The following is a 22,379-nucleotide window of genomic DNA, read 5'->3' on the forward strand; positions in this document are numbered from 1 at the left end:
AGTGCCCGAGCTGCCCGAGGTCGAGACCGTGCGCCAGGGCTTGGCCAAGTGGGTGGCCGGCCGCACGATCAGGACCGTCGAGGTGCGCCACCCCCGCGCGATCCGCCGCCACCTGACCGGCGACGCGCACTTCATCGCCCTGCTGGCCGGCCGGACCATCACCGACGTGTCCCGCCGCGGCAAGTACCTCTGGTTCCCGCTCGACTCGGGGGACGCGATCATCGGCCACCTGGGCATGAGCGGCCAGTTGCTCATGCAGCCGTCCGACGCCGAGGACGAGAAACATCTGCGCATCCGGTTCACGTTCACCGACGGCGGCCCCGAGCTGCGCTTCGTCGACCAGCGCACCTTCGGCGGACTGTCCGTCTCGGAAGGTGGCGCCGAACTGCCCGACGAGATCGCGCACATCGCCCGTGACCCGATGGACCCGCTCTTCGACGACGAGGCGTTCGTCGCCCGGCTGCGGGGCAAGCACACCGAGATCAAGCGGGCCGTGCTCGACCAGACGCTGATCTCCGGCGTGGGCAACATCTACGCCGACGAGGCGCTCTGGCGGGCGCAGCTGCACGGCGCCCGGCTCACGGATCAGCTGACCCGGCCCGCCGTACGACGTCTGCTCGCGCACATCCGGGACGTGCTCGGCGAGGCCATCGTGGCCGGCGGCACCAGCTTCGACGAGCTCTACGTCAACGTGAACGGGGAGAGCGGCTACTTCGACCGCTCCCTCAACGCGTACGGGCGGGAGGGCCAGCCGTGCCACCGGTGCGGCACGCCGATCCGTCGCGAGCAGTTCATGAACCGCTCCTCGTTCAGCTGTCCCCGCTGCCAGCCCCGCCCGCGAGCGATCCGGCACTGACGTACGGGCTGGCGTCGGTGGCCAGGCCGAAGCCCGCCCCGCGCCGGCCCATCAACCGGCGCGCGGCGGTGAGCAGCGCCGACGGCACGCCGTGGACGATGTGGCCGTCGCCCGGCTTCGACCCGTCGCCGTCCCAGCTCTGATAGGCCGACCACGGCCCCTCGAACGTGCAGATGCGGACGCCCAGGTCGCGATAGAGCGGATGGGTGGGCACGCCCGGGTTGAGCACGACCCGGTGCAGGCCGCGGCGGGCCGCCAGCCGCACGGTCAGCGCGACCGGGCCGACCCCGCCCGACCCGGCCGGCGCCCGGTCGAGGAACAGGCCCTCGGCGCCGTCGGCGCGCCAGGCGTCCACATCGGCCAGCACGTCGGCCAGCGAGCGGCTGCCCCAGTCGAGGTCGATGCGGCCCAGCGACTGGTGCAGGGAGCGTCGATCACCGGGCAGTTCACGGACGATCCAGGTGTCGCCGTCCAGCGGCAGCTCGGGCGACGGGTGGGCGTACGGGGGGAACAGTGTCTTCACGATGTTCTCCGGGGGTCGTCAGCGGTCGGTGCGGGCTGGGCGGTCAGGGCCACGACGAGCAGGCCGGCCAGGTGGGTGGCGGCGAGCACGGCGACGGCGTCCGGCAGGGGGCCGGAGGAGGGCAGCGGGAGCAGCGGCAGGACCAGGGTGACCAGCGGGGGCGCGGCGGCCAGAGTGGCGGCGATTCCCGTACGGGAACGCGCGGCCAGCAGGTAGGTGATGGCGAAGACCCCGCCGAGCAGGGTGCCGCCGGCCAGCCCCAGCACCACCGCCGCGGAGGTGGCCGCCGGCAGCTGGTACGCGGCCAGCGCCAGCGCGACGCCCACGGCGAACGGCGGCAGCAGCCCCGCGATCGTGATCAAGGTGACGCTGCGGACGTGCCGGCGGTAGTCGGCGCCGTTCTCGGCCGAGTCCAGCCCGGCCTCGACCTGGCCGGTGTGCCAGCCGATCAGCGCTTCCAGGATCGGCACGGCCAGCAGCAGCGGCAGCCAGAACGGCGCCGTCGAGCCGGAGGGACCGGCCTGCCAGACCAGTCCCACCAGCACCGCCTGGGACGCGCCGATCACCAGGTAGCCGCCGCCGCGGCGCAGCTCGGCCGGGCTGAGCCGGGGCCGGCGCCCGCTGATGCCCGGCAACAGGACAGGTTGGAACGCGCGCACCAGGGCCACCACGATGGCCGCCGGGAGCAGCAGGCCGACCTCCGCGGTCCGGCCGATCAACGGCTCGGCCAGCGCCGACGCGGCCAGCAGCCAGCAGGGCAGACTCCACACGACGATGGCCGCCTCGGCCCGCGTCACCAGGGCGGCGGTGACCGTGGCGAGCGTGCCCAGGCCGCCCAGCCCGACGACCAGGGCCAGCCCACGGTAGGGGCCGACCAGCGTGTCCGGCGCGATCCAGACCAGCGCGCACCACAGCCCGGCCACGGCCGCGAAGCCGCCCCCGACCAGGCGTGCGGCGGCGGCCGGGCCGGATCGGCGCGCGACCGAGACGCCGGTGCAGGTCAGGGCCTGCGCGGCGGCCCAGCCCAGCAACAGGGTGGCCAGCGGCACCGGCCAGGGAACCTCGGCCAGTGGTTCCGCGGCGGCTGCGGCGACGCTGAGCGGGCCCAGGTAGAGGGCGCAGCGCACGAACGCGGCGCGCAGGTAGGAGCGGCGGGCCGGGGCCCGGTGCGAGCGGGTGGGCGGCGCCTGTTCGGCCGGTTCCCGGGGCGGCGGCGCCGGGGTGTACGCCGGTTCGGCGGTGATCACCGCGGGCGGCAGGCTGTGCCGGGGAACAGCGGGGCCGCGACGACGCGTGCGCCGGGAAGCCGTGCGCGTCCGTCCGGGCGTGATCGTCATCCGTCCTGCCTTTCGCTGATCAGCCAGCGCACGGTGACCGGCGGCTCGGCCCGCGGGGCGGGGACGGCCAGCGCCAGCTCGAACGAGGGCGGCGGGGGTGGCGCCGCGAGATCGGTGTAGAGCTCGCCGTAGACCCGGACCACCCGGTCGGTGGTGAAGTGGTTGAGGGCCCGCTGCCGCGCGGCCTCGCCCAGTGCCCGGCGGCGGCTCGGCGCCCGCAGCAGATCGACCACGGCGATTGCCAGCTCGGCCGGGTCGTCCGCCTGCACCAGCACGCCGGCGTCCCCGAGCGTCTCGGCGGCCGGGCCCACGTCGACCCCGACCACTGCGCGACCGGACATCATCGCCTCGACCAGCCGGTAGGGCGGATCGGCCGGGCCGGGCACATGGGCCACCACGTGACCCCGGGTGTACCGGTCGCTCGGGTCGGCCGGCAGCGGATGCAGGCGTACGGCCCGGCCCAGCCCGGTGCGCTCGATCTGCTCGGCGCAGTGGTCCTCGTGGGCCGCCGTCACCCCGACCAGGTGCAGCACTGTGCCGGGCAGCGCGGCGACGACCTGCTCGAACGAGGCGAGCAGCGCGGACAGCCCGCTGTCGGGCCCACCGCTGCCGGCCCAGACCACGGCCGGCTCCGGTCCGGCCTCGGCCGCGCCCGGATACTCGGACGGGTCGACCCCGGCCGGCACCTGCACGAGCTTGTCCGCCTGGGCGCCGTGCCGCAGCGCCCAGCCGTGGTGGTAGGCGCTGAGCGGCGCGATCAGTCCGGCCTCGGCGTACCCGGTGCGGGCGACCGAGCCCCGGAACCGCCGCAGCACCGTCCGCACGGCCGGCGAGAGCCGCTCCTCGTGCGGCTTGTGCCGGGCCACGGGCGCCCGGGCCTCGGTGAGCAGCAGCGGCACGCCCTGCCGCCAGCGCCCGCCCAGGGCCGTGAGCAGCGGAGTGGTGCCGCCGATGCAGTGCACGAGGTCGGCCTCGGGCACGTCGACCGCTACCGCGCCGAGCGCGTGCCGCAGCAGGGTGGCCGCGGTGCGAGCGTCGCGCATGCTCAGCCGGGGCAGGGAGTCGCCCGTACGCCAGGCCTCGAGCAACGCGTCGGCCAGCGGCAGCGAGGACAGCACCGGCGGATGCCCGGCCACCCGCCGCAGCCCGTCGGCGAAGGTCTGCTCGGCGTCGTCCATCCCGCCGACGAGCCCTCGGCAGATCAGCCCGGCGGCCTCTTTGCCCAGCTCAGCCTCGGTGCGGCGGCGTTCGTTGCGTTCGTTGCGGCTCTCGCTCCGGTCGTTCTTGGCCACGTCCCGGCCGCCGATGGCGACGGCGCGCGACGAGCCGACGTTGAGCGGCAGCGGGTAGGCGGGGGCCGACGGCGGTTCCCGATCGGTGACGGTGAGCAGCTCGAAGCGGAAACGGCGCAGCCCCTCGACGAGGGTGCGGCACCATCCGCTGAGGGCGTCCCGCCGGTACGGGTACCCGCCGCCGGTCAGCATGCAGATGCGCTCTCGCGGCGGGGTCGGATTCACGATGGGGGCAACGAAACAGCGCCCCACAGGCAGGGGAGCGTGTCGGGTAGGCGACAGATTTACGCGACATTTACCCGATTTGCCACCCTATTTGTCCGTTAAATGCAGATCCTGTGCTGCTGCTCGGTCAGTGCTGGGGAGGGTGTGCCTGTGGACAAGTCGGGGTGGATCTTGCTTGCGGGGTTAGGGTCGCCACCGCCTCCCCCTCCCATGAAGGGTGGGTCAGGTGTCGCCCGCCGGAAGGGTGGTGATCCGGTCGGGCATGCCAACTTCGGCCGGTCTTGGTGATCTCCGGTCGGCCCCGGCTACCGCTCGGGCCCGCTGTCAAGAGGCTGTTTGGCCTGCTGACGGCCCTGAGGGTGGCATGATTCACTGCTTCGCTACGACTGGACGCCTCCGCAGCGCTTGACGGAAACTGGGTATCGGCGGACTATGGAGGAGTCGCCAGTCGCGCCTACTCGTGCCCGGTTCCAGTTGGGTTCGAGCAATCAGCACCTTGAGTTTACTTTCCTAGGGTGCATGATTCTGTGCCCAAGCGTGCCCTTGAGCACAGCTCTGTGGTGCTGCTGAGCGCGCGTTGGTCGGCCTCTCCGTCAACGCTTTCCATAAAGAAGAAGCAGTGCTTCTCAAGGAGTCACCATGGCGAAGGCCCTCTTTGGCCACGTAGGTGCGGCGCCCGATCGGCGTCTGCTCGACGAGGTCACCCGTCTGCGTTCCAGGGTGCAGTCCCTGGAGTTCGAGGTCACCCGCCTGCGGGCGGAAAATGATCGTCTGGCGGCGGCCGCCGCCGAGGCAGACGATTTCGCGCGGCTGACCGAGCCCGCGCTGACCTGAGTTCCATCCGGCCGCCCCGCTTCACCGGCGGCCACTGACATCCCCCTTGAACCAAAGACGCACCCCGAAATCGCGCGCCTCCACTCCGTGGCGGCGCGCATCTTTTTGTCCGGTTTCGGGGCCACGCGGAGCGGCGATTACGGCCGCCGGCGCATGCCGGGGGTAGTCTGCGCCGAAGCAGAAGACGACCGACCCCCGGAGATCCGTGCACCTCAAGAGCCTGACGGTCAAGGGCTTCAAGTCCTTCGCCTCCGCTACGACGCTGCGGCTGGAGCCGGGCATCACCTGTGTGGTGGGCCCCAACGGCTCCGGCAAGTCCAACGTCGTCGACGCCATCGCCTGGGTTCTCGGCGAGCAGGGCGCCAAGGCGCTGCGCGGCGGCAAGATGGAGGACGTCATCTTCGCCGGCACGTCCGGGCGGGCGCCGCTGGGCCGGGCCGAGGTGACGCTCACGATCGACAACAACGACGGCGCCCTGCCGATCGAGTACACCGAGGTGTCGATCACCCGCCGCATGTTCCGGGACGGCGCCAGTGAGTACGAGATCAACGGGAACGCGTGCCGGCTGCTCGACATCCAGGAGCTGCTGAGCGACTCCGGCATCGGCCGCGAGATGCACATCATCGTGGGCCAGGGACGGCTCGACGCGATGCTGCACGCCAAGCCGGAGGACCGCCGCGCCTTCATCGAGGAGGCGGCGGGCGTACTGAAGCATCGCAAGCGGAAAGAAAAGGCGATCCGCAAGCTGGACGCGATGCAGGTCAACCTCAACCGGCTGACCGACCTCACGGCCGAGCTGCGGCGCCAGCTCAAGCCGCTCGGCAAGCAGGCCGAGGTGGCCCGGCGCGCGGCCGGCATCCAGGCCGACCTGCGCGACGCCCGGCTGCGGCTGCTCGCCGACGACCTGCACACGCTGCGTACGACCCTGGACAAGGAAATCGCCGACGAATCGGCCATGCGGGACCGCCGTGGCCAGGTCGAGGACGAGAACCGTGAGGTCCAGCGGCACCTGGCCGACCTCGAGCTGGCCCACGCCGAGGACGCTCCGCTGCTCCAGGCCGCCCAGGACACCTGGTACAAGCTGTCCGCCCTGCAGGAGCGCTTCCGGTCGACCGAGCAGCTGGCCACCGAGCGGCTGCGGCACCTGGCGGCCACTCCTGACGAGGAGCGGCCCGGCCGCGACCCCGACCAGCTGGTGGCCGAGTCGGAACGGGTGCGCGAGCAGGAGGACGAGCTCCGCGAGGCGCTCACCGACGACCAGATGCGCCTGGCCGAGGCGATCGAGCACCGCCAGGAGCTGGAGCGTCAGCTCGCCGCGGCCGAGGGCGCCCTGCGTACGGCGGCGAAAGCGATCGCCGACCGCCGTGAGGGCCTGGCCAAGCTGACCGGCAACGTCAACGCGGCCCGGGCCCGCACCGAGGGCGCCACCGACGAGATCGAGCGCCTGGCCGCCGCCCACACCGACGCGATGATGCGCGCCGAGGCGGCGCAGGCCGAGGTGGACGCCGTCGCGGCCGAGTCGTCCGAGGCGGACCGGGGCAACGCCGAACTCGACGAGCGGCACGCCGAGGCCGTCGAGGCGCACGACCGGGCGGCCGCGGTCGTCAAGGAGCTGTCGGACGCCGAGCGCGCTGCCGAGAAGGACGCCGCCAGCTGGAAGGCCCGCGAGGAGGCGCTCGCGCTCGGCCTCAAGCGCAAGGACGGCGCCGGGGCGCTGCTGGCCCGGGCGGGCGAGGTGCCCGGACTGCTGGGCAGCCTGGCCTCGATGCTCACCGTCCAGCCCGGGCACGAGGCGGCCCTGGCCGCGGCGCTGGGTTCGCTGGCCGACGCGGTCGCGCTGTCCGGGGTGGACGAGGCCGTCGAGGCGATGCGCACGCTGAAGATCGCCGATGCCGGGCGGGCCGCGCTGGTCGTGGCCTCGCCGGCCGGCCCGGGCATGCAGGGGTCGCTGGACGCGCTGCGCCCTGCCCTGCCCGAGGGCGCCGTGTGGGCGCCCGACGTGATCGGCTGCCCCGACGACGTGCGCCCGGCGCTCAACCGGGCGCTGCGGGACGTCGTGCTCGTGCCGGATCACGCGGCGGCCGTGGCGCTGGTCGGGACGAACGCGGAGCTGCGCGCGGTCACCCCGGACGGGGACGTGCTGGGCGCGTACGCCGCCGCGGGTGGCTCGGGCAAGGCCACGAGCTACATCGAGGTGCAGGCCGCGGTCGACGAGGCCAAGGCGCGCCGCACCACCGCCGAGCAGTCGATCGGCGAGCTCAAGGAACAGCTGGCCCAGGCCCGGGCCGAGGTGGCCCGGCACAAGGAAGCCGTGAACGTCGCGGCCGGCGCCAAGCGGGCCGCCGAGGGCGAGCGCAACGCGGCCGCCCGCCGCCTGGCCGAGCTGGGCGCGGCCGCCCGGTCGGCCAAGGCCGAGACCGAACGCCTGGGCGCCGCGCGGCAGAAGGCGGAATCAGCCCGGGAGGCCGACCTGATGCGGGTGGCCGAGCTCGAGGAGCGGTTGCGCCTGGCCGAGGCCACCCCGATCGACGAGGAACCGTCCACCGAGGAGCGGGACACGCTGGCCGCGCTCGTGCCGCAGGCCCGGCAGAACGAGATGGAGGTCCGGCTCGCCGTCCGCACGGCCGAGGAACGGGTCGCCTCGATCGCCGGGCGGGCCGACTCGCTGCTGCGACAGGCCAACGCCGAACGGCAGGCCCGGGAAAGGGCCGCCGCCCGTCGTGAGGCGCGGGCCCGGGGCGCCGAGATCGCCCGGGCGGTCGCCCTGGGCGCCGCCGCCGCGCTGGCCCGCGTGCGGGTGTCGCTGGCGGGGGCGGTCGAGGTCCGCGACGAACTGGCCCAGGCTCGTACGCTGCGCGAAGCCGAGCTGCAAGAGGTCCGCGCGGGCGCGAAGCGCCTGGTCAGCGAGCTGGAGCGGCTCACCAACGAGGTGCACCGGGACGAGGTGGCCCGGGCCGAGCAGCGGATGCGCATCGAGCAGCTCGAGGCCAAGGCGGCCGAGGACTTCTCGCTCGACGTCGACACGCTGATCACCGAGTACGGGCCCGAGCAACCGGTGCCGCCCACGCAGGCCGAGGTGGCGCTGGCCGAGAAGGACGGCAAGCCGGTGCCCGAGCCGGTGGCGTTCCACCGGCCGACCCAGGAGAAGCGGGCCAACAAGGCGGAACGCGACCTGGCCCTGCTGGGCAAGGTCAACCCGCTCGCGCTGGAGGAGTTCGCCGCGCTCGAGGAGCGTTTCAAGTTCCTCTCCGACCAGCTGGAAGACCTCAAGGCCACCCGCAAGGACCTGTTGACCGTGGTCAAGGACGTGGACGACCGAATCCTCGAGGTGTTCGCCTCGGCGTTCGAGGACACGGCACGCGAGTTCGAGCTCGTCTTCCAGGTGCTGTTCCCGGGCGGCGAGGGCCGGCTGGTGCTGACCGACCCGGAGGACATGCTGACCACCGGGGTCGAGGTCGAGGCGCGGCCGCCGGGCAAGAAGATCAAGCGGCTGTCGCTGCTCTCGGGTGGTGAGCGCTCGCTGACCGCGGTGGCCATGCTGTGCGCCATCTTCCGGGCCCGCCCCTCGCCGTTCTACATCATGGACGAGGTCGAGGCCGCCCTCGACGACGTCAACCTGGGCCGGTTGATTACGCTCTTCGCGCAGCTGCGGGAGAAAAGCCAGCTTTTGATCATCACGCACCAGAAGCGCACCATGGAGGTCGCCGACGCCCTCTACGGCGTCACCATGCGCGCCGGTGTCACCCAGGTGATCAGCCAGCGATTGAAGCACGATCCGGAGGATTGACCAGCATGACGCGCGACCGCGCCCAGGCCCTGCTCATCGACCTGGACGGCGTGCTGCGCCGCTGGGACCCGGCCCCGATGATCGCCGTCGAGGTCGAGAACGACCTGAAGCCGGCCGCCCTGCTGGAGACGGCGATGTCATGGGACATCTACCGCCCGGCGATGGCGGGCGAGATCACCGACGCCGAGTGGATGGAACTGGTCGCCTCCCGCCTCCCGCTGGACATCGAGGCCGCGCGGGCCGCGGTCGCCCAGTGGCAGACCTACCGCGGCGAGCCCGACCCCGAGGTGCTGGCGTTCGTCCGCGAGGTCCGCGCCGCCGGGCGCAAGGTGGGCCTGGCCACGAACGCGACCGACCGTCTGCGCGGTGACCTCGAGACCCTGGGCCTGGCCGGCGAGGTCGACGTGGTGATCAGCTCGTGGGAGATCAAGGCCCACAAGCCGGCCCCCGAGTTCTTCGCGAAGGCCTGCGACCTGATCGGTTTCCCCCCGAAACTGGTGCTGTTCATCGACGACGACGACCGCGTCGTACGCGGAGCCCGCGCCGCCGGCCTGTCGGCCTACCGCTGGTCCGGCCCCCAGCACCTCGACTACCTGCGCAAGGCACTGAATATTTGAGTAGCTGCAACCGGCTCGGCGGGCTGGGCGTCATCCCCTCGACGAAGGGGGCCATCGATGCGGGACGTCGAGGAGTTCGACGCCTTCTACGCGGCGTCGTCCCGGCGCGTGCTCGGTCATGTGTACGCCATGACGGGCAATCGGTCGGAGGCGGAGGACGCCGTGGCCGAGGCGTATCTGAAGGCGTGGGACCGGTGGTCGTCGGTGCGCGTCTGCGCCAGCCCCGAGGCGTGGGTGCGGCGGGTCGCGTCGCGGCACGCGGTGAGCAGTTGGCGTAAGGCCGTCAACCGGCTGCGGGCCCACCGCCGCGACGCCCCGGAGACCGAGGTCGACGGGCTCAGCCCCGACCACGTGGCGCTGGTGCACGCGCTGCGGCAGATCCCGGCCGACCACCGGCGGGTCATCGTCCTGCACCACCTGGTCGGGCTGACCGTCGACGAGATCGCGGCCGAGGTCGGCGCCCCCTCGGGCACGGTGAAGGCGTGGCTGTCCCGGGGCCGCCGCGCGATGGCCGGCCATCTCTCCGACTCCCTGGAGGTGCGCGATGCCTGACCTCGACGAGGGGCTCGCCGCCCTGGCCGGGCACGCGGCCCGCACCGGCCGCCTCGATCCGGCCGCGAGCGTGCGTCTGCGCTCGGACCGCCGACGTCGCCGGCGGTATGCCACCGCTGCGGCGGCCGGCGCGGTGGCTGTCGTGGTGCTCGGCGTCGGCATCGCGGTCGCCCAGCCCGACCGGGCCCGCCCGGCGCCGCTCCCCGGAGCGACCACGCCTTCGCCCTCGCCCTCCTTGTCGTTCGGGGCGCGGGGCCTGACGAAGAACATGACCGGCGTGGCCCGTCAGCGTGCCTACCTTCTGGCGCCGAGGACCACACCGGACCAGCCCGGAATGGTGCTGGGCGCCGACGGGCGATTCGCCGTGCCCGCCTCGGGCGAGGGGAGCCGGTTCACGGTCGCGGACGTCGGCCCCGACCTGCGCGGCTCGGAGCAGTGGATCATTCGGCTGGACGAGAAGGGCGGCTCACGGTGCCTCGCGGTCCAGGGCGACGGCGCGCTCGGTGTGGCCCGCTGCGGCCCGGCGAACGCGAACCAGCGCTTCTACCTCCGGCTCGGCCCCGACGACTCGTACGGCATCGTCGGCGTCGCGTCGAACCGTTGGCTGACCTGGGACCTCCGCCCCGGCAGCAGTCCGGCGATGACGGTCGAGCCCGGCACCAGCTGGTACTTCGTCGACATGGGCCCGTCCACCCTGGCCGATTGACGTCTCAGGCGCCGTCCTGGGGGTAGGGGACCACGGCCACCTCGAACAGGTTGCCGTCCTTGTCGGTGCCCTCGACGCGGGCGGTGGCCCGGCGGCCGTCGAGGACCAGGGTGCTGATGGCGTTGCCGAAATAGGGGCCGGCCAGGCGTTTCCAGCTCCAGGCGGGACGGCGGACACCGGCCGAGCGGGCGACTGCCTGTACGCCGCGGGCGGCCGCGCGGGACCAGCTGAAGCGCATCAGGGGCCGCATGAACGCGGGCACCTGGTTGTGGACCGGCGAGCAGGTCAGCTGCATGACGGGAGTGGCCATGTCGGTGCCGAAGTCGGCCTCGGCCACGTACGAGTGGTGGACGTCCCCGGAAAGGACGCTGATCGAGGCGGGGGCCGCGTAGGCGCCGCCCGCGCCGACCCGGTGGCCGGGGGAGCCGGTGCCACCCTCGCCGAGGCGGCGGAACAGCTCGCCCAGGGCGTTGAACGAGCGGCCGAACGCGGCCCAGTGTTCCAGGTCGACCGCGCGGCGCAGCTTCTCGGCCGCCTGGGCCACCCACGGGCGGCGGGAGGCGGCGGTGCGCTCGTTCCACGCCTCGAGGTAGTGGATGGCGGGCGGCATCAGCCACGGCAGGGAACTGCCGACGACCAGGTGGTCGTAGTCGCCGTGGGCCTGGTCGACGAACCAGTTCCACTCGGCGGCGGGCAGCATCTCGCGGCGGTCGGGGGTCAGCACGCGGCTGCATCGGTTGTCGAGCATCACCAGGCGGGTGCGGCCGATGTCGAGCGCGTAGCTCCACTGGTAGGTCGCCTCGGCCGTGTCGACCGTGCGGCCGAACTCGTGCAGCAGGTCGGTGGCGTCGTCGACCGTGGTGACCTTCTGGAACAGCGGGTCGGTGGCCAGTTCGTCCGGGCCCATGTTGCCCAGGTGCTGATAGACCCAGTACGACGCCAGGCCGCCGGTGATGCGTTCCTCCCACCAGCTCTGGGTGTTCATGTCCCGCCGCCACGACTCGGAGGTGTTCCAGTCGTCGATCATCTCGTGGTCGTCGAAGATCATGGCGGTCGGCACGGTGGCGAACAGCCAGCGCACCTCGGGGTCGCGCCACGACTCCAGGTAGAGCTTCGTGTACTCCTCGAACGTCACCACCTGGTCGTCCGGGCCGTCGTGGCCGGCGGCGCGGCGGCGGCGCAGGAAGCGGCGCACCTTGGCCGAGGTGTTGTCGGCGTAGACCTGGTCGCCCAGCAGCACGATCACGTCGGGTCGCACCTCGGGGTCCTGCGGGTCGGCCATCAGCCGCCGGGCGTAGGCGTCGAGGGCGTCCGGCGGCAGCCTGCGCGTGGTCGCGCTCGGGGTCGCCTCACGGCAGGAGCCGAAGATCATGCGTACGGGCGTCCCGGCGTCCGCGGCCGGGCGGGTGTGTATCGCCGGCGGCGGATAGGGCGATTCGGTGCTCGGCCAGGCCAGACGGTCGTCGAGCAGCACCTTGTAGGCGCTCGAGGCGCCCAGCCGCAGGCCCTCGACCACGACGAGGGCGTAGTGATGCCCGTACGCCGTGAAGGTGGGCGCCGAGCCCGCGCCCCCGCCCTCGGCCTCGACGTGCACGTAGGCCGGCTCGGAGGTCTCGACCCAGATCGTGGCGCGATCGCCGTCGACCCGTCGCAGGAGCGGGCCGATGAGCAGCTGAGCGGTCACCGGGAGGGGGCAGGGGTCGGGCGCATGGGAGAGCCTCCACGCTTTCTCGTCTGAGGGGCGCTCCATCCTCCGTCACGGTGGTGCAAGTCGCCAGTCCACGGCCGACGCCACGTCCGGAGCAGGCATCTGTCAGGATTTCGGCTATGGAATACGTCGTCGCCGCAGTCATCCTGCTCGTCGTCCTGCTGGCCGGCGCGATCGGCCTGGTGGTTCCGCGCATGCGCCGCCGTGAGCTGCCGCCGTCGTCGACCGGTGGCGACACGGCGACCCTGGAGCGGCCGTCCGCGGCGGAGCCCGGGGTCGAGACGCCGCCCCTGGTCGTTCCGGCCGAGGCCGACGAGGGCCTGCCGCCCCTGATCGTCGAGGAGCCGGCGGCTCCGGTCCTCGACAAGCCCGAGCCCACGGCCGGCCGGCTGGTGCGCCTGCGGGCCCGGCTGTCGCGCTCGCAGAACGTCTTCGGCAAGGGCCTGCTCAGCGTGCTCTCCCGCGACCACCTCGACGAGGACGCCTGGGAGGAGATCGAGGACAGCCTGATCAGCGCCGACGTCGGCGTCGAGGCGACACAGGCGATCGTCGCCCGGCTGCGTGAGCGGGTCCGCGTCCTCGGCTCCCGCACCGTGGCCGAGGTGCGCGAGCAGCTCGCCGAGGAGCTGGTCGCCGCGCTCGAGCCCGACTTCGACCGCACGCTGAAGACGACCCCGCACGACGGCCGGCCCGCGGTGATGCTGGTGGTCGGCGTGAACGGCGCCGGCAAGACCACCACCTGCGGGAAGATCGGCCGGGTGCTGATCGCGGACGGCCGTACGGTCCTCTTCGGCGCGGCCGACACCTTCCGCGCCGCCGCCGCCGACCAGATCCAGACCTGGGGCGAGCGGGTCGGCGCCGAGACCGTCCGCGGCCCCGAGGGCGGCGACCCGGCCAGCGTCGCGTTCGACGCGGTCAAGCGAGGCGTCGACACCGGCATCGACACCGTGATCATCGACACGGCCGGCCGCCTGCAGAACAAGGTGGGCCTGATGGACGAGCTGGGCAAGGTCAAGCGGGTGGTCGAGAAGCACGGGCCGGTCGACGAGACGCTGCTCATCCTGGACGCCACCACCGGCCAGAACGGCCTCGAGCAGGCCCGGGTGTTCACCGAGGTGGTGGACGTGACCGGTGTGGTGCTGACCAAGCTCGACGGCACCGCCAAGGGGGGAATCGTCATCGCTGTACAGCGCAAGCTGGGCATTCCCGTCAAGCTGGTGGGGCTGGGCGAGGGCCCGGACGACCTGGCGCCGTTCGAGCCGGCCGCCTTCGTCGAGGCGCTGCTTGGCAGCGCCGCGTAGTCTCGTTCGAACAGGGGTCTCAGCGGGGGGAGGGGTGCTGGTGACGCAGGAGCGGGAAATCCCGCTGCACGGCGGCAACGTCAGCACCGTCTCCAAGGTCGGCGACACCGTGCGGCGCAACGCCGGGCCGTGGACGCCGGCTGTGCACAGTCTGCTCAACCACCTGGAGCGGGTGGGCTTCACCGGCTCGCCGCACGCCCTGGGCATGGACGAGAAGGGCCGCGAGGTCCTCTCCTACCTCGACGGCGAGTGCGGCGAGTATCCGCTGGCCCCGCACTGGGTGACCGAGGAGGCCCTGGTCACGGTGGCCACCATGCTGCGGATGTTCCACGACGCCCAGTACGGTTTCGTGCCCCCGCCGGGCGCGGTGTGGCGCTCGTTCGGCCCGCCGCCGCCCGACACCGAGGTGATCTGCCACCACGACGCCGCGCCGCACAACGTGGTCTGGCGGCCCGACGGCACGCTGGCGCTGATCGACTTCGATCTGGCCTCGCCGGGCGCGCGCATCTACGACGTGGCCTACGCCGCGTGGACCTGGGTGCCGCTGTTCAGCGACCGTGACTCGTACACCCTGGGCTGGAAGAGGCCGAACCGGCCGCGCCGCCTGCGGCTGTTCGCCGACGCCTACGGCCTGATCCCGCGCGATCGGCACCGCCTGGTGCGCACGATCCGCAAGCGCATCGTCGACCACGTCGAGGGCATCCGGCGCATGGCGGCGGCCGGCGATCCGGCCTTCGTCCGCATCGTGCACAAGGGCCACCTGCGCCGCCCGATGCGTGATCTGCGGCTGCTCGATTACGAGCGACACACCCTCGAATACGCGCTTCGGTGATCGGCTGTTGACAATTGGCCGCGAGATCGTTGCGCCGGTTATCCCAGTTCATCCCGTTTCATGAGCGTGTCTGTGAGGTTTTCTTCACACGTACGAAACAGTCCGTCACGCGCTGGAAATCGCGCGTAGACCGTGCGTGAAACCTCGGACCGGAAGTCTCTCGTCACGAAACCGGCCGACCGGCGACGCCGCCCTTGGCTGTTTGTGAGACACCTTCATTCCGAGAGGAGGCAGCGTGGAGATCGACACCGGCAATACCGCCTGGTTGCTCCTGTCGTCTGCGCTCGTTTTGCTCATGACTCCGGGTCTGGCGCTGTTCTACGGTGGCCTCAACCGGTCCAAGGGCGTACTGAACATGATGCTGATGAGCTTCTCGGCCATCGGCCTCATCTCCATCCTCTGGGCCCTCTACGGGTTCTCGCTCGCGTTCAGCGCGAACGGCTCCGAGGGCCTCAACAACATCATCGGCAACTGGGGTTACGCCGGAACCAGCACCAGCTGGGTCGGTGACATGTGGGGCGAGACCGGCATCCCCACGTACGTCTTCATGGCCTTCCAGATGATGTTCGCCATCATCACGGTGGCGCTGATCAGCGGTGCTGTCTCCGACCGCTTCAAGTTCGGCGGCTGGATCCTCTTCGCGTTCGGCTGGTTCACGCTCGTCTACGTGCCCGTGGCCCACTGGGTCTGGGGCGGTGGCTGGATCGGCGCGCAGGTCAAGGCGCTCGACTTCGCCGGTGGCACGGCGGTGCACATCAACGCCGGCGCCGCGGCCCTGGCCCTGGCCCTGGTGCTCGGCAAGCGCATCGGCTGGCCGCGCGAGAACATGCGCCCGCACAACGTGCCGTTCGTCGCCCTCGGCGCCGGCATCCTGTGGTTCGGCTGGTTCGGCTTCAACGCCGGCTCCGAGCTGACCGTCGACAGCACCACCGCGGTCGCCTTCGTCAACACCCAGCTCGCCACCGCGGCCGCGGTCGTCGGCTGGCTCGTGGTCGAGTGGATCCGGGACCGCAAGCCCACCCTGGTCGGCGGCTCCTCCGGCGCCATCGCCGGTCTGGTCGCGATCACCCCGGCCTGTGGCTTCATCGCCCCGCTGCCGGCCGTGCTGCTCGGCCTCATCGCCGGTGTGGTCTGCGCCCTGGCCGTGGGCCTGAAGTACAGATTCGGCTACGACGACTCGCTCGACGTCGTCGGCGTGCACTTCGTCGGCGGCTGGATCGGCTCGCTGTTCATCGGCCTCTTCGCCACCACCGACGTCAACGGCGCGATCACCGACGTGCTCGGCGCCTCCGAGGGCCTGTTCTACGGCGGCGGCGCGACCCAGCTGGGCCGCCAGTTCGTCGGCAGCCTGGCCGTCACGGTCTACTCGTTCGTGATCGCCCTGGTGCTCGCGCTGATCCTCAAGGCCGTCAAGCTCGGCCGGGTCAGCGAGGAGTCCGAGGTCGGTGGCATCGACATCGCCGACCACGGTGAGTCGGGCTATGACATCACCCCGGCCGGCGGTTCCGGCGGCGGTGGCGGGTTCGCCATGGCCGGCCTCAAGCCCGGCGCCGCGGTGGACGCTGACGGTAAGGCCGACGTCAGCCAGAAAGTCGCCGGTTAGATAGCTCCATGACTGCACCGATGGAAGGACTGAGCATGAAGCTGGTGACCGCGGTCATCAAGCCGTACCAGCTCGACGCGGTGAAGGAGGCTCTGCACGCCCTCGGCGTCAGCGGCCTGACCGTGAGCGAGGTACAGGGCTACGGGCGGCAGAAGGGCCACACCGAGGTGTACCGGGGCGCCGAGTACACGGTGGAGTTCCTGCCGAAGATCAAGGTCGAGGTGGTCACCGACGAGATCGACGTCGACAAGATCGTCGACGCCGTCGTCACGGCCGCCAAGACCGGCAAGATCGGAGACGGCAAGGTCTGGGTCACGTCGGTCGACGACGTCATCCGGGTCCGTACCGGCGAGCGCGGCCTCGACGCGCTCTGATCTGAATCGGATGACACGCATGCCCAGCGAACCGCCGGCCCCACCCCAGGTGCCGGTCGGCGGTTCGCTGGACAAGCTCCGCGAGCACATCGGCGCCGCCGCCCGGCAGGAACGGGCAGCGGCGCTCGACGTGTGGTTGCGGGAGATGTTTCCCCGCCACGTCCCCGGCGTCAGCCTGGTGGCGGTGGGCGGCCTGGGCCGGCGGGAGTGCGCGCCGTACAGCGATCTCGACCTCGTGCTGCTGCACAACGGCGCGGCCGGCATCGACCGGATCGCCGCCGCCCTCTGGTACCCGATCTGGGACGCCCGGCTCGGCCTCGACCACTCCGTGCGCACGCTGCCGGAGGCGCTGTCGGTCGCGCACGACGACGTCAAGGTCTCCCTCGGCCTGCTCGACGCCCGCCACGTGGCCGGCGACGCGGCCCTGACCGGCGAGCTCGTGGCGGCGGCGGCCGACCAGTGGCGGCGCACCGCGGTGCGGCTGCTGCCCCAGCTCAGAGAACTGACCTCGGCCCGCTGGGCGGCCAACGGCGAGCTGGCCTTTCTGCTCGAGGGCGACCTCAAGGAGGCGGCCGGCGGGCTGCGCGACGTGACCCTGCTGCGCGCCATCGGCCGGGCCGGGGTGGCCGACACGATGCGCCCGGCGGTGCGCGCGGCCAACCTGCGGCAGCTCGACACCCGCGACGCGCTGCACCTGGCCGTCGGGCGCCGGATCGACCGGCTCGTGGCGCAGGAACGCGCGGCGGTGGCCGAACTGCTCGACCTCGACGACGGCGACGCGCTGCTGCGCCGGGTCGCGGGCGACGCCCGTACGGTGGCCCACGCTCTCGACGACGCCTGGCGGGCCGCCGACCGGCTGCGCAACGGCCGACGCCGGGGTGTGCCGGCCGGTACGCCGTCCCGCCGCCCGGTCGCCCGCGATGTCGTCGAACAGGACGGCGAACTTGTGCTCGCCCGCACGGCCATCGGTCCCGTCCCGGACCCCAGCCTGTCGCTGCGGGTCGCCGCCGCGGCCGCCGTCGTGCAGCTTCCGATCGCCCGCGCCACCAGCGAGTGGCTGGCCTCGTTCAGCCCGCCGCTGCCCAACCCGTGGCCGCCGGCCGCTCGGGCCGCGCTGGTATCGCTGCTCGGTTCGGGCGCCGGCCTGCTGCCGACGTGGGAGACCTGCGACCGGTACGGGCTGATCGACGCCTGGCTGCCGGAGTGGGCCCGGATGCGCAGCCTGCCCCAGCACCACCCCATCCACCGGTTCACGCTCGACCGCCACCTGGTGCAGGCGGCGTACGAGGCCACCGCCTACGCCCGCGAGGTCGAGCGGCCCGACCTGCTGCTGATCGGCGCCTTCCTGCACGACGTGGGCAAGGGCCTGCCCGGCGACCACAGCGTGGTCGGCGCCCCGATCGCCGCCGCCATCGCCACCCGGATCGGCCTGCCCCCGGCCGACGTGGCCACCATCGAGAAGATGGTGCGGCTGCACCTGCTGCTGCCCGACGTCGCCACCCGGCGCGACCTGAGCGACCCGATGACCATCTCGAGCGTGGCCGGGGAGGTCGGCGACAGCACCACCCTCGACCTGCTGCACGCCCTGGCCCGCGCCGACTCGCATGCCACCGGCCCGGCCGCCTGGTCGGATTGGAAGGGCCGGCTCATGAGCGAGCTGGTCAGCCGCGTGCACACCGCGCTCGACACGGGTGAGCTGCCCGAGCCGCCGGCCCCCGACCCCGAGCTGCTCGAGGGTGGCCTGCCCGCCGTGCACCTGGACGGCGACCGGCTGGCCGTGGCCGCGGCCGACCGCCGGGGCCTGCTCGGCGCCGTCGCCGCCTGCCTGGCCATGCATCGTCTCGACGTGGTGGGCGCGAACGCGAGCACGGTGGACGGACGCGCCATCGTCGAGTTCTTCACCCAGCCGCGCTACGGCACCCCCTACGACCCGGTGGCGCTGGCTGCCGATCTGCGACGGGTGGCCGCCGGGGACGTCTCGGTGACCCAGCGCGTACGGGCCCGGGCGATGAGCGCGCGCGGCGGCACCGCCTCGCCGCGGGTCATGTGGCAGCGCGACGTGGCGACCGACGCAGCCGTCCTCGAACTGCGGGCGGCCGACTCGCCGGGCCTGCTCTACCGGGTGGCGACCGCGCTCGACGAGGCCGGCGCCGAGGTGCGCGCGGCCCGCATCTCGACCCTGGGCGGCGACGTCGTGGACGCGTTCTACCTGGTCGGGTCGTGGGCCCAGGCCGACGAACGGGATCGGGTGGCGGCCGCCGTGCTGGCCGCGGTCTGAAGATCGACGTCACCGCCGGGCCCGCGGGCCCGTTGACCGGGGCATGCCCGCCCCTTCCTCCGGCCTGCTGGATGATCATGTCGCGGCGGCCGGGTCCCGCTTCCGCCTCGCGTTGACCGCCACCGCCGCCCGCACCCGCTCGTCCGATGCCCGCGCGCTGCTGGCGCGGGCCGCTCTCGGCGAGCACGGCACCCTCGACGGCCTGCTCGAGGCGGCCCGCTCCGGGGACCGGCGGTGGCTGCGAAGCCGGCGCCGCCGGATCGACCCCGGGCTGGTCGCCGCGCTGGCACACACCCTTGCGTTGCAGGAGGAGCCGGACGACGCGCTCGCGCTCTTCGAACTCACCCGGCGGGCCTGCGGGGCCCGGGCGCTGTCACCGGCCAACCAGGCCCTGCACGCACAACTCGCGCTGGCCGTCGAGGGCCCGGCCCGGGCCCGGAAGCTGATGCGCCGCTACCTGCGGATCGGCGAGGCCGTCCGCGCCGGGCTGCGCGCCGATCTGCTCAACCCCTTCACCGGTCCGCGGCCGGCCGGCCCCTGGCGGACCGCCGTGCGGGCGCTGGTGCCCGGACTGGACGTGACCGAGGGCGACGGGGCGCCGTTCGACCGGCTGACCGCCGAGGCGCCCGAGCGGGTGGACGACTCGCACCGGGTCTCGGTGATCGTGACCGCCTACCGCCCGGACCGGGGGCTGCTCACCGCGGTGCGCTCGATCCTCGCGCAGAGCTGGGCCAACACCGAGGTGATCATCGTGGACGATGCCTCGCCGCCGGAGTTCGAGCCGGTGCTGCGCGAGGCGGTGGCGCTCGGCGACCGGATCAAGCTGATCCGGCTGCCCGTCAACGTGGGCACCTACGCCGCCCGCAACGCGGGTCTGGACGCGGCGGGCGGCGAGTTCGCGACGTTCCAGGACTCCGACGACTGGTCCCACCCGCGCCGCATCGAGTCCCAGGTGCGGCCGCTGATCGACGACCGGCGGCTGGTGGCCACCACGTCCGACGGGCTGGCCGTCACCGACCAGCTGCTGTGCACCCGGCCCGGAGTGCGCAGCAGCCGGTTCAACCCGTCGTCGCTGCTCCTGCGGCGCAGCACGGTGCTGCGGACGGTCGGCTACTTCGACCGGCTGCGCAAGGCGGCCGACTCCGAGTACATCGGACGGATCCAGGCCGCGTTCGGAACCGGGCGGGTCCGGCACCTCGACTCGCCGCCGCTCGCGCTGATCCGGCTGTCGGCCGGTTCGCTGTCGCGGGCCGAGATCCGGGCGCACTGGATGCACCCGGCCCGGACCGCCTACATGTCGGCTTATCAGCGGCACCACCAGGTGATCGCGGCCCGGCAGGCCGGCGCCTACCGGCCCGCGGACGGGGCCGACCGGCCCTTCCCGGCGCCCGGCCACCTGCTCGGCGCTGCCCCGGACCGGGCCTACGACGTGGTGATGGTGGCCGACTGGCGGTTCCTGGAGAGCACGCAGCGCACGGCGGTGGACGAGTTGCGGGCGCTGAGCTCGGCCGGACTGCGGGTCGCGGTGCTGCAACTCGACTCGTACCGGGCTCTGGAAGTGCGCCGGGTGCCGTTCGCCGGCGTGGTGCAGGACCTGGTCAACAGCGGTGCGGTGGACCGGGTCGGGCTGGACGATCCGGTCGAGGCGGCGCTGCTGGTGGTGCGGCAGGCAGCGGTCGTGCAGTTCACCGGAGGGCTGTCGAGCCGCGTGCGGGCCACCCGCGCCGTCGTCGTGGCCGACCGCGCGCCCGTCCGGTCCGACGGCAGCGACCACCGCTACGAGCCGACGGCGTGTGCGGCGGCGGTGCGGCGGCTGTTCGGGGCGGAGCCGGTGTGGGTTCCCGGCGACGCCGGGGTGCGGGCCTCCCTGCGTACGGTGGAGAACCTGGACCCGGACGACCTGCCGGTCACCCTCACGACCGCCGGCTGGGTCGCCGACCGCAAGGCCGGCACAGCCATCGTGGGCACCGACCTGTGCGACGCGGCGAACTGGCCCCCGGACGTGGCCGACAGCCTGGCCGTGTGCCGGCGGCTGCCCGAGGCCGACGTCCGGGTGCGGCTGCCCGATCGCCCGGCCGGCTCGTCCCCCGTCGCGATCGGACCGGCCTGGCTCGCCTACCAGGCCGCCGATCTGGGGCCGCGGCCGTTCCTGCACCAGCTCGACTTCTATCTCCACTTCCCGCCGCGGGAGTCGGCCGAATGGTATTCGCGCCCGGCGCTCGAGGCGGCGGCGATGGGGTGCGTCGTGGTGATGCCGCCGCGCTACCGGCCGTTCTACGGCGACGCTGCCGTCTACTGCACCCGGAGCGAGGCGTCCGCGCTGATCGCGCGTTACCGGGCCGACCCGGCGCTGTTCGCCGGGCAGAGCCGGCGGGCGCGGGAGGCGGTCGCGGCGGCGCACGACCCGGCCCGGTTCGTGCTGCGAATCATGGGGATGCTGCCGGCGTTGCTGACGATCCCGTAACGGGCCGGGTCGGCCCGGCGTTGAGATCGGTGTGCGCATGACCAGGCTTCTGAGGATCGCCCGCACCGTCGTCCGGCGGCTGCGCGGCGCGTCCCGCCGTCAGCTGGCCGGCCTGGCGATCGGGTTGGCGGTGGCCGTGGGGGTCGCCGTCTCGTCGGTGATCGGGCTGTCCTCCGTGGCCACCTGCCTGCTCGCGTCGCTGCTGGTGGCCGTGCCGGCGGGCGTGATCCACCTGTCGCGGCGCCTGGTCCGGTTCAGCCGCTCGACCCAGGACGCCGTGCGCGAACTGCGCGGCACGGTCGATCAGTTGCAGCGGCGGGTGATCGCGGCGGTCGAGAAGGAACGGCTGGCCGCCGGCGACCGCCACCTGGAGCTGATGGAGGCGCTGGCGCGGACCGAGCGCCTCACCGCGCGCGGCGCCGAGGTGCTGCTGCACGAGCAGAGCCGCGAGATCGAGGCGATGTTCCAGCTCTTCCGCGCGGTCAGCCCGCGGGCGCCGATGCCGGCCGGTGGCGTTCTGCACCCGACCGACCTGCTGGGGCTGGTGCACATAGCGCGCGAGCGCCGTCCCGGGCTGACGGTGGCGCTGGGGTGCGGGCCGTCGACGGTCTGGCTGGGATACGCGGTGGGCGCCGGCGGTGGGCGGCTGGTCGCCGTGGAACACGACGAGAGCCGGGCCGCCCGGGTGCGTACGCGGGTGGCCGAGCACGGGCTGGCCGCGGTCGAGGTGCGGCACGTGCCGCTGGCCGAGCTGTCGGTCGACGGCCGGACGGCCGACTGGTACGACGTGGACGCCCTGGACGGTCTGACCGACATCGACCTGCTGGTGGTGGACGGGTCGCTGACGCCGGCCGCGCCCGACCCGCTGGCCCCGGCCCTGCACGTGCTGGGCCGCCGCCTGGCCCCGGCCGCAGCCGTGGTGGTCGACGACGAGCCGGCCCGGGTCGCGCCCCGCCAGGGCGGCGGTTTCGGCCTGACCGTCCGGCGCCGCCTGCCGGGCCGCTGGACAGCATTGACCCATCCGCAGGCCGCGGCCGCCTCGTCCAAGGTGTAGAAAGACCGCTGCCCCGTCGCGGGGGACGACGGGGCA

At 73.1% G+C, this 22,379-nt stretch carries 17 protein-coding genes; 13 read left to right on the top strand and 4 right to left on the bottom strand.

Annotated elements, in window-relative coordinates:
- Position 1: 1 nt before the first annotated feature.
- Positions 2 to 856, top strand: a complete 855-nt coding sequence (gene mutM / locus KXC43_RS11595; protein ID WP_221375979.1) for a bifunctional DNA-formamidopyrimidine glycosylase/DNA-(apurinic or apyrimidinic site) lyase — start codon at positions 2 to 4, stop codon at positions 854 to 856.
- Here the strand turns inward: mutM and KXC43_RS11600 are convergent.
- The 3 genes from KXC43_RS11600 to KXC43_RS11610 are packed head-to-tail and all read right to left on the bottom strand — an operon-like array spanning position 810 to position 4,233.
- Positions 810 to 1,379 (bottom strand): spherulation-specific family 4 protein, encoded by a 570-nt coding sequence (locus tag KXC43_RS11600; RefSeq protein ID WP_221375980.1) that lies wholly within the window; start codon positions 1,377 to 1,379, stop codon positions 810 to 812. The genes mutM and KXC43_RS11600 overlap by 47 nt on opposite strands.
- Positions 1,376 to 2,716, bottom strand: a complete 1,341-nt coding sequence (locus KXC43_RS11605; RefSeq protein ID WP_255643832.1) for a hypothetical protein — start codon at positions 2,714 to 2,716, stop codon at positions 1,376 to 1,378. Before KXC43_RS11605 ends, KXC43_RS11600 begins: the two co-directional genes overlap by 4 nt.
- Positions 2,713 to 4,233 carry a DUF3492 domain-containing protein gene (locus KXC43_RS11610; RefSeq protein ID WP_221375981.1) on the bottom strand — a complete coding sequence of 507 codons (1,521 nt, stop codon included), beginning with the start codon at positions 4,231 to 4,233 and terminating at the stop codon, positions 2,713 to 2,715. The genes KXC43_RS11605 and KXC43_RS11610 overlap by 4 nt, the downstream gene beginning before the upstream one ends.
- A 639-nt stretch (positions 4,234 to 4,872) precedes the next feature.
- Between KXC43_RS11610 and KXC43_RS11615 the strand changes: the two genes are divergently transcribed.
- The 5 genes from KXC43_RS11615 to KXC43_RS11635 all read left to right on the top strand — a co-directional run bounded on the left by KXC43_RS11615 (position 4,873) and on the right by KXC43_RS11635 (position 10,729).
- Complete coding sequence (locus KXC43_RS11615; protein WP_097318386.1) at positions 4,873 to 5,067, top strand: hypothetical protein; 195 nt, start codon at positions 4,873 to 4,875, stop codon at positions 5,065 to 5,067.
- A 205-nt stretch (positions 5,068 to 5,272) separates the two neighbouring features.
- Positions 5,273 to 8,854: a chromosome segregation protein SMC gene (smc, locus tag KXC43_RS11620; RefSeq protein WP_221375982.1), complete on the top strand. Its 3,582-nt coding sequence runs from the start codon at positions 5,273 to 5,275 to the stop codon at positions 8,852 to 8,854.
- Between the two features lie 5 nt (positions 8,855 to 8,859).
- Positions 8,860 to 9,471, top strand: a complete 612-nt coding sequence (locus KXC43_RS11625; RefSeq protein WP_221375983.1) for an HAD family hydrolase — start codon at positions 8,860 to 8,862, stop codon at positions 9,469 to 9,471.
- 57 nt (positions 9,472 to 9,528) lie between these two features.
- Complete coding sequence (locus KXC43_RS11630) at positions 9,529 to 10,023, top strand: RNA polymerase sigma factor (protein ID WP_221375984.1); 495 nt, start codon at positions 9,529 to 9,531, stop codon at positions 10,021 to 10,023.
- Positions 10,016 to 10,729 (top strand): ricin-type beta-trefoil lectin domain protein, encoded by a 714-nt coding sequence (locus KXC43_RS11635; protein ID WP_221375985.1) that lies wholly within the window; start codon positions 10,016 to 10,018, stop codon positions 10,727 to 10,729. Before KXC43_RS11630 ends, KXC43_RS11635 begins: the two co-directional genes overlap by 8 nt.
- Positions 10,730 to 10,733: 4 nt before the next feature.
- Here the strand turns inward: KXC43_RS11635 and KXC43_RS11640 are convergent, their stop codons facing one another.
- On the bottom strand, positions 10,734 to 12,413 hold the full coding sequence (locus KXC43_RS11640; RefSeq protein ID WP_308129044.1) for an alkaline phosphatase D family protein: 1,680 nt from the start codon (positions 12,411 to 12,413) through the stop codon (positions 10,734 to 10,736).
- 143 nt (positions 12,414 to 12,556) lie between these two features.
- Between KXC43_RS11640 and ftsY the strand changes: the two genes are divergently transcribed.
- The 7 genes from ftsY to KXC43_RS11675 all read left to right on the top strand — a co-directional run bounded on the left by ftsY (position 12,557) and on the right by KXC43_RS11675 (position 22,343).
- Complete coding sequence (gene ftsY / locus KXC43_RS11645; RefSeq protein WP_221375987.1) at positions 12,557 to 13,738, top strand: signal recognition particle-docking protein FtsY; 1,182 nt, start codon at positions 12,557 to 12,559, stop codon at positions 13,736 to 13,738.
- A 40-nt stretch (positions 13,739 to 13,778) separates the two neighbouring features.
- Positions 13,779 to 14,570, top strand: coding sequence for a phosphotransferase (locus tag KXC43_RS11650; protein WP_221375988.1), 792 nt, complete (start codon positions 13,779 to 13,781; stop codon positions 14,568 to 14,570).
- Between the two features lie 235 nt (positions 14,571 to 14,805).
- A complete protein-coding gene (locus tag KXC43_RS11655) occupies positions 14,806 to 16,173 on the top strand; it encodes an ammonium transporter (protein ID WP_308129045.1) in 1,368 nt (455 codons plus the stop codon).
- A gap of 35 nt (positions 16,174 to 16,208) precedes the next feature.
- On the top strand, positions 16,209 to 16,547 hold the full coding sequence (locus KXC43_RS11660; protein ID WP_221376040.1) for a P-II family nitrogen regulator: 339 nt from the start codon (positions 16,209 to 16,211) through the stop codon (positions 16,545 to 16,547).
- Between the two features lie 10 nt (positions 16,548 to 16,557).
- A complete protein-coding gene (locus KXC43_RS11665; protein ID WP_221375989.1) occupies positions 16,558 to 18,825 on the top strand; it encodes a [protein-PII] uridylyltransferase in 2,268 nt (755 codons plus the stop codon).
- A 43-nt stretch (positions 18,826 to 18,868) separates the two neighbouring features.
- The gene (locus tag KXC43_RS11670; RefSeq protein ID WP_221375990.1) at positions 18,869 to 21,289 is read left to right on the top strand and encodes a glycosyltransferase; all 2,421 of its coding nucleotides are present in this window, start codon (positions 18,869 to 18,871) and stop codon (positions 21,287 to 21,289) included.
- Positions 21,290 to 21,326: 37 nt separating this feature from the next.
- Positions 21,327 to 22,343 carry a class I SAM-dependent methyltransferase gene (locus tag KXC43_RS11675; protein WP_221375991.1) on the top strand — a complete coding sequence of 339 codons (1,017 nt, stop codon included), beginning with the start codon at positions 21,327 to 21,329 and terminating at the stop codon, positions 22,341 to 22,343.
- The last annotated feature ends 36 nt before the right edge of the window (positions 22,344 to 22,379 follow it).

The organism is Paractinoplanes polyasparticus (genome assembly GCF_019710575.1).
Classification (GTDB): Bacteria; Actinomycetota; Actinomycetes; order Mycobacteriales; family Micromonosporaceae; genus Actinoplanes; species Actinoplanes polyasparticus.

Coding starts and splice junctions, on each gene's coding strand:
- KXC43_RS11605 (WP_255643832.1), bottom strand. CDS start 2,716: ATGACGATCACGCCCGGACGGACGCGCACGGCTTCCCGGCGCACGCGT.
- KXC43_RS11615 (WP_097318386.1), top strand. CDS start 4,873: ATGGCGAAGGCCCTCTTTGGCCACGTAGGTGCGGCGCCCGATCGGCGT.
- KXC43_RS11625 (WP_221375983.1), top strand. CDS start 8,860: ATGACGCGCGACCGCGCCCAGGCCCTGCTCATCGACCTGGACGGCGTG.
- KXC43_RS11630 (WP_221375984.1), top strand. CDS start 9,529: ATGCGGGACGTCGAGGAGTTCGACGCCTTCTACGCGGCGTCGTCCCGG.
- KXC43_RS11635 (WP_221375985.1), top strand. CDS start 10,016: ATGCCTGACCTCGACGAGGGGCTCGCCGCCCTGGCCGGGCACGCGGCC.
- ftsY (WP_221375987.1), top strand. CDS start 12,557: ATGGAATACGTCGTCGCCGCAGTCATCCTGCTCGTCGTCCTGCTGGCC.
- KXC43_RS11660 (WP_221376040.1), top strand. CDS start 16,209: ATGAAGCTGGTGACCGCGGTCATCAAGCCGTACCAGCTCGACGCGGTG.
- KXC43_RS11665 (WP_221375989.1), top strand. CDS start 16,558: ATGACACGCATGCCCAGCGAACCGCCGGCCCCACCCCAGGTGCCGGTC.
- KXC43_RS11670 (WP_221375990.1), top strand. CDS start 18,869: ATGCCCGCCCCTTCCTCCGGCCTGCTGGATGATCATGTCGCGGCGGCC.
- KXC43_RS11675 (WP_221375991.1), top strand. CDS start 21,327: ATGACCAGGCTTCTGAGGATCGCCCGCACCGTCGTCCGGCGGCTGCGC.